13 protein-coding genes are annotated in these 16119 nt (G+C 40.7%); 9 read left to right on the top strand and 4 right to left on the bottom strand.

Translation table 11 applies throughout. From position 1 onward, the window contains the following. Nucleotides 1–164: 164 nt before the first annotated feature. Together ACFQ1M_RS06330 and ACFQ1M_RS06325 are read right to left on the bottom strand one after the other, a co-directional pair. Nucleotides 165–2879, bottom strand: a complete 2715-nt coding sequence (locus tag ACFQ1M_RS06330; RefSeq protein ID WP_386405549.1) for a carboxypeptidase-like regulatory domain-containing protein — start codon at nt 2877–2879, stop codon at nt 165–167. A 53-nt stretch (nt 2880–2932) separates the two neighbouring features. Then, the gene (locus ACFQ1M_RS06325; RefSeq protein WP_386405546.1) at nt 2933–3775 is read right to left on the bottom strand and encodes a GLPGLI family protein; all 843 of its coding nucleotides are present in this window, start codon (nt 3773–3775) and stop codon (nt 2933–2935) included. Nucleotides 3776–4173: 398 nt separating this feature from the next. Here ACFQ1M_RS06325 and ACFQ1M_RS06320 point away from each other — a divergent pair, with 398 nt between their 5' ends. The 6 genes from ACFQ1M_RS06320 to ACFQ1M_RS06295 all read left to right on the top strand — a co-directional run bounded on the left by ACFQ1M_RS06320 (nt 4174) and on the right by ACFQ1M_RS06295 (nt 10517). Beyond that, the gene (locus tag ACFQ1M_RS06320; RefSeq protein WP_386405543.1) at nt 4174–5244 is read left to right on the top strand and encodes a hypothetical protein; all 1071 of its coding nucleotides are present in this window, start codon (nt 4174–4176) and stop codon (nt 5242–5244) included. Nucleotides 5245–5404: 160 nt separating this feature from the next. Further along, entirely contained in the window at nt 5405–5908 is a 504-nt protein-coding gene (locus ACFQ1M_RS06315; RefSeq protein ID WP_386405539.1) for a hypothetical protein, read from the top strand. An 884-nt stretch (nt 5909–6792) separates the two neighbouring features. Next, nucleotides 6793–8784 (top strand): hypothetical protein, encoded by a 1992-nt coding sequence (locus tag ACFQ1M_RS06310; protein ID WP_386405536.1) that lies wholly within the window; start codon nt 6793–6795, stop codon nt 8782–8784. A 98-nt stretch (nt 8785–8882) separates the two neighbouring features. Then, nucleotides 8883–9365, top strand: coding sequence for a hypothetical protein (locus ACFQ1M_RS06305; protein ID WP_386405533.1), 483 nt, complete (start codon nt 8883–8885; stop codon nt 9363–9365). Further along, on the top strand, nt 9362–9664 hold the full coding sequence (locus ACFQ1M_RS06300) for a hypothetical protein (RefSeq protein ID WP_386405530.1): 303 nt from the start codon (nt 9362–9364) through the stop codon (nt 9662–9664). The genes ACFQ1M_RS06305 and ACFQ1M_RS06300 overlap by 4 nt, the downstream gene beginning before the upstream one ends. Nucleotides 9665–9803: 139 nt before the next feature. Next, nucleotides 9804–10517, top strand: coding sequence for a hypothetical protein (locus tag ACFQ1M_RS06295; protein WP_386405527.1), 714 nt, complete (start codon nt 9804–9806; stop codon nt 10515–10517). A 28-nt stretch (nt 10518–10545) separates the two neighbouring features. On the opposite strand, the gene ccsA is transcribed toward ACFQ1M_RS06295, so the two are convergent. Both ccsA and ACFQ1M_RS06285 read right to left on the bottom strand, forming a co-directional pair. Next, on the bottom strand, nt 10546–13743 hold the full coding sequence (gene ccsA, locus ACFQ1M_RS06290) for a cytochrome c biogenesis protein (RefSeq protein WP_386407072.1): 3198 nt from the start codon (nt 13741–13743) through the stop codon (nt 10546–10548). A gap of 161 nt (nt 13744–13904) precedes the next feature. Further along, nucleotides 13905–14297, bottom strand: a complete 393-nt coding sequence (locus ACFQ1M_RS06285) for a group III truncated hemoglobin (RefSeq protein WP_386405524.1) — start codon at nt 14295–14297, stop codon at nt 13905–13907. A gap of 77 nt (nt 14298–14374) precedes the next feature. Between ACFQ1M_RS06285 and ACFQ1M_RS06280 the strand changes: the two genes are divergently transcribed. The 3 genes from ACFQ1M_RS06280 (at nt 14375) to ACFQ1M_RS06270 (ending at nt 16098) form a co-directional block, all read left to right on the top strand. Then, the gene (locus ACFQ1M_RS06280) at nt 14375–15097 is read left to right on the top strand and encodes a Rossmann-like and DUF2520 domain-containing protein (protein ID WP_386405521.1); all 723 of its coding nucleotides are present in this window, start codon (nt 14375–14377) and stop codon (nt 15095–15097) included. Continuing rightward, entirely contained in the window at nt 15078–15608 is a 531-nt protein-coding gene (locus ACFQ1M_RS06275; protein WP_386405519.1) for a KdsC family phosphatase, read from the top strand. Before ACFQ1M_RS06280 ends, ACFQ1M_RS06275 begins: the two co-directional genes overlap by 20 nt. Nucleotides 15609–15828: 220 nt before the next feature. Further along, nucleotides 15829–16098, top strand: coding sequence for a hypothetical protein (locus tag ACFQ1M_RS06270; protein ID WP_386405516.1), 270 nt, complete (start codon nt 15829–15831; stop codon nt 16096–16098). Nucleotides 16099–16119: the final 21 nt, after the last annotated feature.

Genomic DNA, 16119 nt, shown 5'->3' with positions numbered 1-16119 from the left:
CGATTCCGAAGATTCGGAAGAGAAGTGTATCGAGAAGTATTTGTTCCTCCGGAGCTTCGTTGGTTTCGAAATGTTCTCGATACGATTCCTCATTTCATTCAGAATCACTCGAACTGACATTGGGGTATGGAACTGTAACTTTCCTGTTCTTCCAATGGACTGCATCATAAAGTATACACAAACCGAAAGGTCACAAACCGGGGCTGAATGAAGGTCTCTGAAGCAAATACCGATAAGTTATTCGCGTTGTTTCGCACTTGAGAGTCGATGTCCAAAAGATTGGTCGCCTTGATCTCGTATTCCCATTTGGCATTCCTGTCCTTTCTATAACTAAGCGTGGCGTCCCAATTTTGGAATGACTGTGATTCACCATTACCAAGATCTTGATTGGTATAGGTATAATCGGATCGCAAGGTCACCGATTTCCAGATATAGGCATCAAAATTAATGGAAGGTGCATTCGTCACAAACTTCGTCTCACGACCTCCCTGATTGTTGTTGGTCACGCTGTAGCGGTACCGAAAGCTAACATTGGGTGCTATTTTATAGTTCGTACGAATGCCAGGCGTGTAGGTCTGCGTAAATCCTTCATTCAATGATTGCCGTCCTTGAATGAACTGATTGATCTTACTATAGTTGAAACTGGCATTCAAAGTAGCTCTGATCTTACCAAAGGTGCGCTGCACGCGACCGAAGACATTGACATTCTCATCGGCAAAGTTCGAGTTGAAAAAAGTACTTGTCCGGATCACGTTCTCAAAATTGGTCAAACTGCGAATCTGATCGATATTGCTCGAATACGCGGCCCTGGCGAAAATATTGGTATAGTTAAAAAGGTTGAAGCTTCTGTAAAACAAGCTCACATTGTGCGACAAGGCATTTTGAAGTTCGGGTTCCCCAAATTGGATGCTACTGAAATTATTCAACACCAAGCCTTCTGCCAGCCGTGTGACATCCGTGAACTGATTCCGCATCTCGTACCGCAAGGTCAGCGATTCATTCTTCTTTAGTTGAAGTCGGGTCTCAAAATCTGGTAAGAATCGAAAGAAATTATCCTTGTAGGTTTCACCAAACTGCGTATTCTTATTCCCGTAGGCGTGTAAAGAAAAGCCAGGTGTAATGGTGAATATGCCGGTCTTAAATCGATAGTGTACGCCTAAATAAACATCACTGAAATTGTAGGTGACATCGTTAGTCGCGCGACCAGCATTGAAGGTCGGTGTTGGATCGAACTCAGACCCGTCCGCAAGGAACTGGAAAATATTGGAATCGAAGTCCTGACGACTCAATATCGTACCCAAGGTGAAGTTGATGTTGCTTTTGGTATTCAGGATATGATAATAATCCAATTTGGCATCCAACTGATTGGACTTGATACGTCTGTTCTGTCCAAGGTCATAATTATTCAAAGAGGTGTCCAGTCCAAGGGCATCAGCAGTCGTATCAAAGGCGTCGGCACCATTGGGATCATTGACCAATACGGCATTGTAAAATGGGTCTTCGTTCTTTAGCAAATGCTGCGCCTCAAAAGCAAAGATATTGTCCTCATCGAGGGTATAGTAATAATTCAAATTCTGATTGATGCTATAGGGCGTCACCTCGTCCAGTTGACGCGTATTGCCGATTACCGAGGAGAACAGGTTCTGATTCTGGCGGTCATTTGAGACACGCGCCAGAATGTCGTAATCCATTTGATTGCTCACATTGGGTTGATAAGAGGCGCTGAGCTTCAGCAATCCTTGATCCGAACGCTCTCTGCTGGACTCTTCGGTAGCTTCATCAGGAATTCCAAGATCGGCATCGGTGTATTGGATGAGACTTGTGCGTTTTGAAAGGATACGACCGCTATTGTATATCAGAAATCCACTTAGGTCCAGCGTGGACGATGGCGAGTAGCTAAAATTACCCGTGGCCAACTTATTCTCTATTTCCAGCGCATTGCCCTGACTTGTCAAAAAATTAAGGCTATTGTCTCCAAGATTGATATTGGTCCCGCTACTCCTACTCGGTGCACGAAAACCACCCCCAAAGTTCCTGATGTCGCGGCGCGTCAATGCCACTTCTCCTGTATTGTTCAGGTCTCCGATAAAGTTAAGGCTGTATTCAGGACTATAGTAAAATAGTTTGGGCTGCAACAAGTACAATTCGTTATTCGGCGCTGCGCCTCCGCCCGCGGTAACATTGCCAAACCAGAAATTTTCTTTTCCTTCCTTCAATTTGATATTCATCGCTACATTATCCTGATTGTTGGTCACTCCGCTCAATTGACCCACCTCAGAATAATTTCGCAACACCTGTATCTTATCAACTGCTTTAGACGGAATGTTCTTGGTCGCCAATTTGGTGTCGCCATCAAAAAAGTCCTTTCCATTCACCATTAACTTGTTGACCACCTTCCCTTCTACTTCGATCTGGCCCTCTTCGTTGATCTCCACGCCAGGTAGCTTTTCCAAGACATCTTCTAATTTTCTTTCGGTACCATTCTGAAAGGAATCGGCGTTATAGATCAAAGTGTCCCCTTTGACCGTTACTGGCATTTCATAGACCAACTCTACCTCGTCTAAGGCATTTTCTGCTTGAAGTATATAATCTTTGGTGATATCGCTTTCAGCTGTCGAAAGGGTTTCCTTTAAGGTTTTCAAGCCTACATAGCTGATCTGGATCTCGTAGCTACCATTCTTGCCCAATTCCAATTTAAATTTACCTTCACCATTGGTAATGCCATAGGACTCCAAACCGCTGGTGGCTTTATTAATGGCAATGACATTGGCTAATTCCAAGGGATTGTTCAAGCTATCGCGGACGACGCCTTCGAAGGTGATCTGCGCAAAAGAAACACTCGCTATCAATAGCAGTGCGATGCAACATAAATATTTCATGAGAATGTAATGTGCCGAATGGAAATGGAGGATCGTTTTCAATGCGATCGTTGTTAACTTCGTCTTCGCCCACGATTGTCGCGCATCTCTTGCATCTTTGCCGTGATGGTTTCTTTATAGTCACTCTTCGTGATGACCTTGCCTTTTTCCGGCGCTTCAATTTTGAGCTTCTCCTTTGGATTCATCACAATTTTAGAGCATAACATGGTAGTATTTCCAGCGCTCACTTCTAATATCAATCCTGGAAGACCCCAAAATTCACCCGGGCCATGACCAACAGGAATTTGAGGTGTGTACCACGCCTCTACCTGCACCATTTCAATTTCGGGCATAGTGGATTCGGTACTGGTAGAATCGGTTTCCTTTTGGGCTGCACGTCGTAAGTCGCCCCAAGAAAAGTCATACCACTTGAGGTCAGTTTTTGGAATAAGGGCCATCGCTTTAAAACAAAGATATTGTCCTATCTGTTTGGACTCCTTACCCATTTGCCAATCTAAGGATAGTAATTCATCTTTCACCAGAAATCGTTTGCCATAGAACTCCTGACTCTGTACCAATTTGTTTTCCTTTACATTTTTGTATTGTTCCCCGGGTGAGAAATTCTTTCCCCAAGAATCGGTAGCGCCAGACATGGCATCGAGCTTTTCTTCCTCGTTAAAAACAGACTCCTCCTTGTTGAAATTCAACACATAGGTTTTTTCCAAACGATTCTTTAGGCGTGCCTGTACTTGCTTCTTTTGTGCTTCGCTCATTCGTGCTCCCCACCTTCCCAATTCCATGGAGGATTTCGCAAAGTAGGTCGCCTGACCTTGGAACTCCTGGACTTCGAGAGCCGGTGTGTACGACAAGAGTCCTAAGAGTGTGAGCAAACTGAATTTGAAGAAAAGTGATTTCATGACCTGTATAAAGTTAGTTTTGTTTAACAAATATAATTAACTGTTAAACATCACGTGGCTGTTTATTAAAACATTAACATAGCTGTGGTCTTTTTGTGATTTGAAGTGTCCAAGACCAGACATTCAATTTTCTTAATTGTCACCACCCTGCCATCATCAGTCATCTGTCATCTATCATCTATCATCTGTCATCTGTCATCTGTCGTCAATCAAAGACGAACACTCAACTCCTCAATCACCAACATTTAACATCCAACATCCCTGCCTGCGGCAGGCAGGCAACATTCAACATTCAACCTGTAATCCCTTCACTACGTATAAACACCCCATTTCAAAAACGGTTGATTTTCTTACAAAGAGAATTGCTAATTTGCCTTTAAAATCAATCACCGTATCCCATGAAAACAACCATCTTCATCGTCCTTTCGCTGCTTAGTTTTTCGGCCTATGCACAATCGCCAGACTTCCGATTCTCTAAAATGACTTCAAGTATAAGAGACACTACCACTATAAAATTAGAAGACAAGGATGAAAAAGTCTATAAAACCTTGGAGATCATCGAGTACAACTATCTCCATACCGAGAAAAAGGCCAAAGACTCGATCTATAAAAAGCTGATCAAGGAGCTGTATGACAATTCGCTACAAACCGATCCGAGCAACTTTTACAATGCTTCGGTGATCAAAAGAAAGGAAGACAGCATCCGCAATCTAAAAAAGGAGATTGCCACCGATGTGGAGAAACTCGATTCCCTATATTTCGAATACACCCAAGAGTATCTTACTTATAAGAAATTCAACGCCTTATCATTTGGACCGGTGCGTTCTGCCGCTTTCTTTGACCTGATCTATAATCACGATGGCAAACGCTTTAAGGTGCTCAACAACACCGGACTCAATATCGGGGACAACACCGGATCGATCTATTCAGAATTGGTAAGCGGAAATCTGGGCGTCTTTAGGGTAAGTTTGGGCACCATGATCGCTAACAGTACCTCCGACAGCTTACAGGACAGTAAGGAATCGGAAGCCTTTCAACGCTTGGTGACCTACGGTGGAAACACAGTTTTGACCTTTGAATATCCGTTATTATATGCGCATTCCAGCAATCAGCAATACAATCTGATCTCGCGTTTGGTGGCCAAGGGCACGGCCGATTTCCCAGAGTTTGGCACCACCACCGAAGATTGGGCCGGAAGCGCCTCGGTAGGTATCGACCTGTATGGCGATGCTTCCTTGAGCAACAATGCCTTGCGTTTCTTTTTTAACTTTAATATGAGTCAGGTGTATGGCACCGGTGTGTTCAGGGATAATTTGGGGGTGGACAAGACCCATTTCACCTTTGGACAGTTGACACTGGGCTTGGTCGTCGCACAAAACCTCAAGCTAAGTTTTGTGTTGGAGACCTTTAGTTCCGAGGTCAATCTCCGCAACCGCAATGTGGTCGCTGGCGGGCAGGTGTTGCATTGAGGGTGAGTTTAGGAGTTTAGACGTTTAAGAGCTTACCCTCAAAAATTGACGACAAGGAACAAGAATATCGCCAAACTCATAAACTTTAAACTTGAAAAATAGACAAGAGACAAGTAATGGAGACACCATCTAGAAAAATAACCTTTTAATATTAATCACGATGAAAACTAAAATTATCATTGTTTATATTTTGACCATGATCTTCTTTGGTTGCAACAAAAACACTCAAGTGATAGAGGATAACGCTAACGGAATTACGAAACTGGATACGCTAGCAGTCGCTTTTGCATTCGATAAATTATTGGAACTCAATGACGACAAGCTAGGCATGTTCCTTCGGAAAATGAAAGATGGTTCACTAAATAAAGAGTCAAACTGGGAACAGGATGAAGAAAGGCTTATAAAAGTTGCGTATGATAACCCAAGATTGAATGGTCTAATGAAGAGCTATGCCGTGCAAATTTTGAGTTCCTCGGAACATACAGGCACGAGTGATGGATTCTCAATTTGCTGTGCTAGAGGAATGGTAAAATACACAGCATGCAGGGCTATCTTCGATTGTGGTATTTGTAAAAATGAGGCGAATAAGATCTTATGCGATTGCTCTGACGGATGCGTTTGCTGCCATGATAAACAAGGAGGCTGCTTTAGCGGCTGCGACTAGATATCCTGAAATACCGTCATAAATTACCAGCTAACAGGCAAAACAGAAACAGACTACAGACAACAGAAAAGAGATAGGAAAGAATTAATGAGTTTATAAGTGTGGGAGTTTGGCTTAAGAGGTTGACGATAAAGAACAGAAATATCACTAAACTCATAAACTTTAAACTTAAAAAAATAGTCAATTAAAAAGTGTCGAGTTGATGCGTTTAGAGGCTTACTTTTAAAAATTGACGACAAGGAACAAGAATATGGCTAAACTCATAAACTGGCAACTTTAAACTTGGAAAAAACCGACAAGATGCAAGAGACCGGACATAAGAAAAGAGAGAAAAAAATAGAATAGAACATTTACGATTCAATACCGCCCTACGATTCGACTTCGGGACCCGATGAATGAAGATTCAAAACAGACCAAATACTGTTTGAGTCTTCCACGAAGACGAGTTGTGTTTGGTCTTGAATAGAATTCATAACGGGTGAAGAAGAGTCATCAGGCTAGCGTTTCCCGCCCGAACGTGCCGCTCGGTACGGGCAGGTTTGGTTCTTTTTTGGGCAATGCAAAAAAGAAGATATAAAAGTTGCGTTCAACTTGTAATCAGATCGACAAAAAGGAGCTGGAATATCACTAAACTTATCAACTATCCACTTTAAACTTGGAAAATCGACAATCATTAACAAATAACAATAAACTATTAACAATCACCTGGAATTACGGGAAAACCGTAACAAAAGCTTAAGCGAAGTTTATAATTTTATGGCGAGACAAAGTACGAATGGAGTTTATCCTAACTATACAGGTAGATAAACTTCATCAAAATATATTATCCACGAAACAAATGCCATTGCTTTTATAAAATAGTTAAAGATAACCCAAAACGCAATATGTCAGATAAATTACAACCAGGAATACATAGAAATATTGATTTAAACAAAGCCGGATTTTTTAGGTCTGAAAAACATCTAGTTTGGCAATTAAAACAACTTTGGTTCGTAACTTTTGCTAAATATCAAAATTTTAAAGGCTCTGATTATTCATTTGCTTTTCTAAGACCCACTGAAAGAATTCAAGAAGCATTTAGATTGGAACGTGAAATTCTAGTCATAATGCTTAGGTATGACACATTTGATACGAGAATATTAGATTTTGTAGATAAACTAATGTTTGAATATACAAACCGACTCGATAAATTATGTTTTCTTTTGGTCAGTAATGACCAAAATATTCAAGAAAAAATAAAAGAATTAACACTTAGAGAACCAGAATCAAGAATTATTGTACCATATCACTATGACGAGTTTTTTCAAGAGAATACCCAAGAAACTATTTGGAATAGATTAAAAGAGCATTTTTATGGACGTGATTTATTTTCATTTGAATCACCACTTCAAAACGACACCTATTTTTTTGGGCGAAATGAATTTGTACATTTTTTTTATGATAAATACCGAACAGGTGAAAATTCTGGATTATTTGGTTTACGAAAAATTGGTAAAACATCAGTACTTTATGCTTTAGAAAGACAGCTTATAGCTAGAGACGAGTTTTCAATTTTTATTGATTGCCAAGACCCTTCTTTACATAAAAGAAGATGGTATGAAACAATCGAGTATATTATGCATAGAATATCGACTAAGCTTAAATCTAAATTTAACTATGAAATAGACTTAGAGACTGACTACTCAGAAAAAAATGCTTCGAGTTCTTTTGTTTCTGATTTAAAAAAAGCATACAAAACATTAAATAATAAAAGACTACTAATAATATTCGACGAAATAGAAAACTTAACATTTTCGTTGAGTTCTACAGAGCATTGGAAAAGTGGAGAAGATTATATGAGTTTTTGGCAAACTATAAGGTCTGCATATCAAGCAAATAATTATTTATTTTCATTTCTTATCTCTGGAGTAAATCCAAAAATTATTGAAACAGGTGAGGTCAACGGTTTTGACAATCCAATTTACCGTATGATTACGCCGAAATATTTGAATTTCTTTAATGTAGAGCAAGTAAAAGAAATGGTGAGTACAATTGGTAATTATATGGGGATTACGTATGATGAAGAAATATATACTTACTTGACTGAAGAATTTGGAGGTCATCCTTTTTTAATCAGACAAGTTTGTAGTTTTATGCATAATGATTTGACAAAATCAAGACCGACTAGAGCAACAAAGTTTTACTACAAATCAAAGAAAAAAATTTTCGATAAAAGGTTAGTAGACTATATCGACCTAATCATTCAAGTATTAAAAAATTGGTACCCAGAGGAGTATGAACTATTGGAGCATTTCGCTTTAGGTAAAGCAAATTTAAAAACATCCGAAAGTGACATTATTACGGAACATCTTATTGGTTATAATTTATTAGAAAAAGATAATGACAATTATTTCATAAAAATAGACATTATAAGAGACTATATAAAAAATAAAACTCAAAAAGTACCAGCAGACATATCGACCTCAGATAAATGGAAAAAAATAACCGAAAAAAGAGGGTTGGGAGAACAAAAGCTTCGAGAATTAATCAAATTGAACTTGAAACTACAGTTTGGAAATGTTAAAGGAAGAATCGAATTCCTTAAAATAATTGATTCTAGTTCAAGAAGATTTGAAAGATTATCCGCATTAAACTTAGATGAAATTTTAGATGGTAAAAATGAAATTTATCTAGATGACTTAAAAAAGTTCGTACTTCAAAAATGGAATATTTTCGAAAAGGTTTTCATTGACAAACAGTTATTTGACATATACTTAACCTTAATAAATAGACATCGAGTCGATGCTCATGCAAAAGAAATTAATAATGATGATTTTCAAGCAGTCCTAATTGCCTCAAATTGGTTATTAGAAAAGTTAAATGAAATATTGAAATAAAGAGTAGCAATGAGAATGGCTAGAAGTAACGAGTCCGAAAGCGTGATTCAGATGGGTTGCTTATTAACGTTTCCTATAAAACTAAATCTGCATAAGCCTTGACAAAAAAAGAAACATACTGGCTCCTTGGAAGCACACTTTTAGCGTTTGCACTCTTTTTTGCACCTTCAGGCTTTAGCGATTTCGACCTAAGTTCAACGACAGATATTAACGTATATGACACCTATTATATCCTTCCAAGGTTCGCACTGTTCGTTTTTGTTTTAACGTTCATTTTTTTCGTTGTCTATCTGATCCGCATGCTTAGCCAAAAATTTAAGAACATCATTGCTAATCTAATTTTTATCAGTGCAAGCAGTATCCTTATCTTGATCTTCACCACCCTGATTGCCATAGTGCATTCTATACGAGCTATTCCTAGTAAGCTCGAAAACTCTTCATTAAACAGTGAAATCATAGAAAATGGTGGAAATGCATGGAATACGACCTATTATGTTTTATTGGCCATTCAATTGCTTTTAATAATTTTATTAGTAATAAGTGCAGTCAAAACCGGTAAAAACTACAAATATTTAAAATGAAAATGAAATGTCAACGATGTTTGGACAGAGAATTTGATGTTCCGGATTTTTCACTTGAGGAAAAAAGAACATTGACGAATTTGAAGGCAAATTATCAACTTGCCGAGTTACTAGAAAGAATAGAATCTATAGATAACATGCCTATGCTAAACGCCAAATTCATTCTTTTGCACATCAATGGAACACATGGGAAATGTAACCGTTGTGGTATGGATGATCTTTCGGGTGAGTATGTCGTATGCCCAAAGTGCAAAGCGTTAAATTTTAATTGGGACATCAAAGAGCCCAACGGTCACTGACTTTATACGTAAAATCTTGACTATTCCCAAATTAAAGCTGAAAACTCATTCCCTCACCTAGAAACACCACTCACTCATTCATGATTTCTTTTCATTCTCAAAATAAGTAGTTTTGACTTGACAATTTGGAACAACCAACATGAAAAATCCCATCCTGCTAGTAGCTTTATTCTATTCAACCCTAATATGTTGCCAAGATTTTAAATTAGGTATATATTATACTGCTAACAAGGATATCAGCTTCACTTCCGAAATCTTTGAGTTTAAGATTAATCAACAATTCAATTATTCAATTTTCGGTTGTACTGGAAGTGGTTTTGGAAGTGGCGAATACGAATTGGTCAATGACACCTTAAACTTACGATTCACCGATAAACTAGGGACGCTGCAGCGTAATGTAAAGCTTGAAAAAACCGATTCAGATTCGTTGAAGATAAGACTACAAATCTTCGAGACTTATAGCAAATATCCTCTTCCTGGAGTTAAATGCAATTTAGATAAGGAAGAGGCCAACTGGCAATCCGATTTTGACGGCTTTGTCGAGTTCAACCTACCAAGAATCAATAGGACCAGAATCCTAAAATTCAGTTATGTCGGCTTCGGTACGACCGAAATAAGAATACCTCCAGATATTGGTAAAGTAAGTGGTATTATAAGAATGGGAAATATTTATTACTACAATTCGGAGGATGTGATGAAATTTAAAGTCAAAAGGATCGGGAAATCGCGATTCACGCTAATGTCCAATGACAGTTATTTTATTACTTACAGGAAAATTAGCAGAAAGCGAGCCTCAGAAGTCATCTTGGATCGCACCGATGAAAACTACGAAGCCTTCTTCGATAATAATTAGCTCCTATCTTCCAAATACAGTCAGCCTCTTACTTCCTATAATACTTCCGATACTTTGGATATACCGCAGCACCGATGGCTGCAAAGATCACCGTATACCAAACAAAGAAGGGAATACCGATGATCGCATCTCCGCTAGCGTAGGAATGCAGCCCCGAGAGGATAAAGTTCACTCCAAAATAGGTAAAGATGATCGACATAAAGGCGATGATCGCGCCCATATTAAAGGCAAAGCGGCCACGGAGTCCTGGCACCAATCGCATGTGAATCACAAAGGCATAGACAAAGATGCTGATCAGCGCCCAGGTCTCCTTCGGGTCCCAACCCCAATAGCGGCCCCAGCTCTCGTTGGCCCATTGTCCGCCAAGAAAGTTCCCGATGGTTAACATCACCAAACCTACCGTCAACGACAACTCATTGATGATGCTCAGCTCCTCGATATTGAGCTTCATGCGTTTCTTGTTCTCTTTGTTGGTAAGCAAGATCAGCAACAAACAGGTGATGCCTAGAATCGCCCCTAAAGTAAAGGGACCATAGCTGGCAACGATCACCGCAACGTGGATCATCAACCAGTAGCTATCCAAAACAGCTTGCAGATTGGCAATCTCTGGGTCCGTCCAGCTTTGGTGGGCCACCCATAAAAGGATTGAAGTGACAAAGGCACTTCCTGCCAGCGTCAAATTCGATTTCTTGATAAAGGCCAAGCCAAAGCCCATCGTGGCCCAAGCCACATAGATGATAGCCTCATAGCCATTACTCCAAGGCGCGTGTCCCGAGATATACCAACGCGCAAGGAGTCCGGCGGTATGTGCCAGGAACAACGCAATGATGATCGCCTTCCCGCTATTGATCGCGATGCGCAACCACTTTCGGTCCTTAAAGATCTGCATGATCAGAAAGACAAAAAGCAACAGCCCAAACATCCCATAATAGCGATATAGCTTGTTAAAGATGTTCAATTTGTTGTAGAGCACTTCGGTCTCTATTTGTTGTTCGGAAGGCAATACCTCGCTTCCGTATTTTTTCTGGAACGCTTTCACGCTTTCCAACAACTCATCCGTCTGTTTATAATCGCCCGTCTTCCTGGCGTTTCGCAAAGCGGTGGCGTACAAAGGCAAGATGTTCTTTACATAAAGCGAATCCGTACCTTTGATATTGGAAGGGTCCAACTCGGGATAAGAGACCCACGTATTGTTTTCGTCACCAGGCACTGGAAACACACGTAGAATGCTGCCATCCAAGGCCGAATACAGCAAATTAACGCGGCGATCGGTATCGATAATGTCTTTCTGATACGAGTTGGGCACTTTCGCCTGATAGGCCGCTTGTAAGTAGGGTGCCAATTTGTACTCGCCTTTTTCGGTGAAGAATTGGGTCAGTGACAAGCGACTCCCTTTCCCTTCGGCGCCGATCAACTTACGGATGCTATCATTTTGCCATTTTAGATAGATCAATGGTGCGTTGTACCAAGCAAAGGTATTCTCGGTCATGGAAAGCAACACCTGATCGGCATTAAGCCCTTTGTAGTTATCGCGCTTGCTTACCTTTCGCAGCAATTCTGATGCAAAGGTATTGGCTGGCTTCATTCGTCCACCCAGATCCTGAATGACCAATTTCCCGAACTTGGCCGCATGTTCTTTGCTCACAGGATTCTTTAGTAGCACAGAGTCGATCTCTGCCTCGGATGGTGCTTTTACCACCGTATGTGTGCTATGATCATGGCCGTCATCTTCGGTATGCTGATGTCCGTCCTGCGAAAAACCGTGAAAGCCGATCAATAATAGCGCGATGGAAACGACCCCTTTTTTCTTCTCCTTTACTTTTTTTAGCATCTTGCTTAGATCCTTGAATCGGGTCTTTCCAAAGAACATGATCGCCATCAAGGCGGCGTAGAGTAGAAAATACCCAATATAGGTGATCCACGTACCCCAAAAGTCGTGATTGACCGAGAGGATGGTCGTCTTTTCATCTGGCAAGAAGGATGCTTGGAAAAAGCGGAATCCTTTATGATCCAAGACGTGATTCATATAGATATCGTAATCGAACGGACGTTCGTCGTTTACAGTGATCTTGCTTTTAAAGGCAGAGTAGCTTGGTGTGGGATTTCGCTCGGTACCGGGATACTTTTCGGCGATAAAGTCATTCAGGGTGATGCTAAATGGCAACTCCTCGATTCGGGAGCCATACATAATATGAAAATCGAAGCCTCCGATGGTCATCGTTTTCGGCGGATTGGAATTTCCTTTAGAGCCCATTACTTTCACCTGCTGGGAATCTCCGTTTGCGGATACATTTAAAATCAATGCGTCTTGGTCGTTATCGGTCTTTTCTTCCTTCGGAATTTCTACGATATCATAGCGTCCTTGTACCAATCGATCTGGAAATACGAACTGCATATTCGCGGCATTGTACAACGAACGGAACATCAAAGGTTGCACGCTGTCTTTCACCAATGGCCCTTGCAGTTGATCGGCCATACGCATAAAATTGCCTTCAAAAGGCGATTCGATGGTCGATATAGAATCGTTGATGGTGATGTTGATCGCGCCCTGGGTAGGTTCATTCAGCGCAAAAAGCACGTTGTGGATGCTAGACACTTTTCCCTCTTCCAGATAGTGATCATGACGTGAACCGCCACCGGCTTCCACCACTTTGAGGTAGCGCTTTCCATTTGCATCTTCGACCAACCCTTCTTTAGCGCCATCGATAAGACCTTCGTAGGAGACGCTAAAAGGCACTCCGTTAAAATCTTTGTTCCATGGCAAGCTGCTTTTAATGGCTTCAGGCGTTACCAAGATGGCCTCTTGGAGTACGCGACGCTTCGGTTCCCCGTTGATCTCGCCATCCACCCAAACGGTGAGATAGGTCTTTTCAGAATAGAATACCTTTTCTGTAGCACCTTCATCGATCGGCATCATACCCTCATAGCTGATATAACGAGTGATAAATGCCCCAACGATGATAAAGATAAAGGAGAGGTGGATCAGTAGCGTGGCCCACTTCTCTCTTTTATATAAGCGATATCGGACAATATTTCCAGAAAAATTGATCACAAAGAAGACCATGATCGCCTCAAACCATTTGGCATTATAGATCCAAATGCGTGCGGTGTCTGTGCTGTACTTGCTTTCGATGCCAGTACCGACGATCATCGCCACTGAAAAGACTACAAATAAAACGGCCATTAAACGAGTAGAAAAAAGGGTCTTCGAAAGAAATTTGTCCATTGCTAACTGTACATTGTATTGTTTCCCTAAAGAATTCCGACCAGTATCGGAATCAGTGTGCAAAAATAGTGTATTTGGAGGATTTTTTGGGATAATCTTTAATTGAAAGAATCTAAGGGAATGTTAATATTCTTTCAACAAAATTGAAATCAATTGCACCATCACTTTTGCTGTCTCGCCTGAAAGATATTAAGGTGAAAGAAGGTGCCCATCTTTCTGGCTCTGTTCTTTGCGATATAGGCGTTTTCGCCTTCAAAAAGTTCGTCGATGGTCTGAAACCAAAGATGCAACCATACGCCAAAATGCTGTGCTTCAATAGTGTGACCCTCCTTTTGATCCACTTCGATATGCTTTTTGAGCGGATTGCCCTCAAACTGTTTTATAAAGAAGAGATTGCCTTCCCAAAAATCGGTGAGATGCTGCAAATGGTGGTCCCAATCATTAATATGGGTATTGAATATCGGCCCTAACAAGGCGTCTTTCCGCACCTTTTTATAAAAGCTGGACACCAACAAGAACACATCTTCTCTATTTTCTATTTTCTTCTTTGGCATTTTGCAAGTTGAAGATCTGCCGTAAAAATACTAAAGCGGCTAACAGAATTGTTGTTATTTTCGCATAAAACAGAAGAATGTTCAAGACGGTGATCATCGGTACTGGCAATGTAGCCTTTCATCTACATAAAGCACTCAAAGCCTCAAATGCGGTTGAAGTTCGCGCAGTGAGCAGCAGAAGTGATCTCGCTAAGTTGCCAATGGCCGATGTGTATATCATTGCCGTGAGTGACGACGCTGTTGCCAAAGTTTCTTCGGAGATCAGATCGATGAACGCGCTGGTGGTACATACCTCTGGAAGCGTGGCGATGGAAGGACTTGCGAGCAACAACAGAAAAGGCGTCTTCTATCCGTTGCAGACATTTTCTAAGGAAAAGGACCTTGATTTTAAGACGATTCCCATTTGTTTGGAAGCGGAAGACGAAAAAGACCTACAACTACTTGAAAAATTGGCGAAGGCAGTTTCAGAAAAGGTCTATCATATCGATTCGGAACAGCGCAAGGCGCTGCATCTAGCGGCCGTGTTTGTCAATAATTTCGTGAACCATCTGTATCATATTGGAAGTGACATATGTACGGAGCACGATGTGCCTTTCGAAGTGCTAAAACCGCTCATCCAAGAGACGGCAGAGAAAGTGGTGACGCTATCACCCAAGCAGGCGCAGACGGGTCCAGCCAAACGAAACGATCTAGAAACTATCAAAAAACACGTACATTCGCTGAGCAATTCAACTTATAGGAAAATTTACGAATTGCTTACCAATTCGATCAGCAATACTTATGGAGGAAAAGAGCTATAAAGAATACTTGGAACATATCACCACCTTTGTCTTTGATGTGGACGGGGTCCTTACCGATGGGACGATCATGGTCACTACAGATGGACAACAACTGCGAAACATGAACATCAAGGATGGGTATGCGTTAAAGACCGCGGTGGACAAAGGCTATAACATCTGTATCATTTCGGGTGGAAGCAATGAAGGCGTACGATTGCGTCTTGAAGGACTCGGAATCAAAGATATCCACTTGGGTGTTTCAAGAAAGACCGAACGCTTGCAGGAATATTTTGATAAACGTAATGTCAAAGCCGAGAACGTACTTTATATGGGCGATGACATTCCCGACCTTCCTGGGATGGAAATGGTAGGATTGCCCTGCTGTCCCAATGATGCCGTTGCAGAGATAAAAGATGCCAGCAAATACATTTCGCACAAAAGAGGCGGACGAGGCGCCGTAAGGGATGTGATCGAGCAGGTGATGAAGGTGCAAGGCAAATGGAATGGGAATATCGATGCGAGATACGATTGAGAAAGTTATGTTTTTTGAGGTTATGAGTTTATGGATTTAGAGTTTAGAAACAAGAGAAAAGAACAAAGATAAAAGACGAATGACATCTTCATTTTGCTCATAACAACGTCTTTGCGACGCCGAGGCAAGGAGGTGAAGCAAACTGTCTGAAACAGTTAGAGTGTCTATTACATAAGGCGTGAGAAAATGAAATAACGAAATACGATTTACGATTTTTGATATGGATTATTTAGCGCATATAGAAGATATAGCACATAGACTCGGCCAGAATAATAGGGTTGAGGCGAACATGATAAAATCCTTTAAGTATAGTTCGAGCACCCCTTCCGAATTATTGATGTCGGTCACGCAATATTTAGTTTCAAAAATAGAAATGAACAAAGAGCTGAAAACATTAATTGGTGAGGAAGTCTTACAATTGAAGAATTTCTGTTCTTCGGTAGGATTGACCATCAGGGTAAATTTAGACCGTGGTCATGAATGGAATTAAATTGGGAAAACAAAAGGACAA

It is taken from the genome of Sungkyunkwania multivorans (assembly GCF_042675645.1).
In the GTDB taxonomy this organism is placed as follows: Bacteria; Bacteroidota; Bacteroidia; order Flavobacteriales; family Flavobacteriaceae; genus Sungkyunkwania; species Sungkyunkwania multivorans.
Note: the sequence above shows the minus strand (reverse complement) of the source record. Positions and strands in the feature narration are given on the sequence as shown.

Bases quoted from the DNA above. Each gene is read 5' to 3' on its own strand.
- ACFQ1M_RS06330 (WP_386405549.1), bottom strand. From the start codon at position 2,879: ATGAAATATTTATGTTGCATCGCACTGCTATTGATAGCGAGTGTTTCT.
- ACFQ1M_RS06325 (WP_386405546.1), bottom strand. From the start codon at position 3,775: ATGAAATCACTTTTCTTCAAATTCAGTTTGCTCACACTCTTAGGACTC.
- ACFQ1M_RS06320 (WP_386405543.1), top strand. From the start codon at position 4,174: ATGAAAACAACCATCTTCATCGTCCTTTCGCTGCTTAGTTTTTCGGCC.
- ACFQ1M_RS06315 (WP_386405539.1), top strand. From the start codon at position 5,405: ATGAAAACTAAAATTATCATTGTTTATATTTTGACCATGATCTTCTTT.
- ACFQ1M_RS06310 (WP_386405536.1), top strand. From the start codon at position 6,793: ATGTCAGATAAATTACAACCAGGAATACATAGAAATATTGATTTAAAC.
- ACFQ1M_RS06300 (WP_386405530.1), top strand. From the start codon at position 9,362: ATGAAAATGAAATGTCAACGATGTTTGGACAGAGAATTTGATGTTCCG.
- ACFQ1M_RS06295 (WP_386405527.1), top strand. From the start codon at position 9,804: ATGAAAAATCCCATCCTGCTAGTAGCTTTATTCTATTCAACCCTAATA.
- ccsA (WP_386407072.1), bottom strand. From the start codon at position 13,743: ATGGACAAATTTCTTTCGAAGACCCTTTTTTCTACTCGTTTAATGGCC.
- ACFQ1M_RS06285 (WP_386405524.1), bottom strand. From the start codon at position 14,297: ATGCCAAAGAAGAAAATAGAAAATAGAGAAGATGTGTTCTTGTTGGTG.
- ACFQ1M_RS06280 (WP_386405521.1), top strand. From the start codon at position 14,375: ATGTTCAAGACGGTGATCATCGGTACTGGCAATGTAGCCTTTCATCTA.
- ACFQ1M_RS06275 (WP_386405519.1), top strand. From the start codon at position 15,078: ATGGAGGAAAAGAGCTATAAAGAATACTTGGAACATATCACCACCTTT.
- ACFQ1M_RS06270 (WP_386405516.1), top strand. From the start codon at position 15,829: ATGGATTATTTAGCGCATATAGAAGATATAGCACATAGACTCGGCCAG.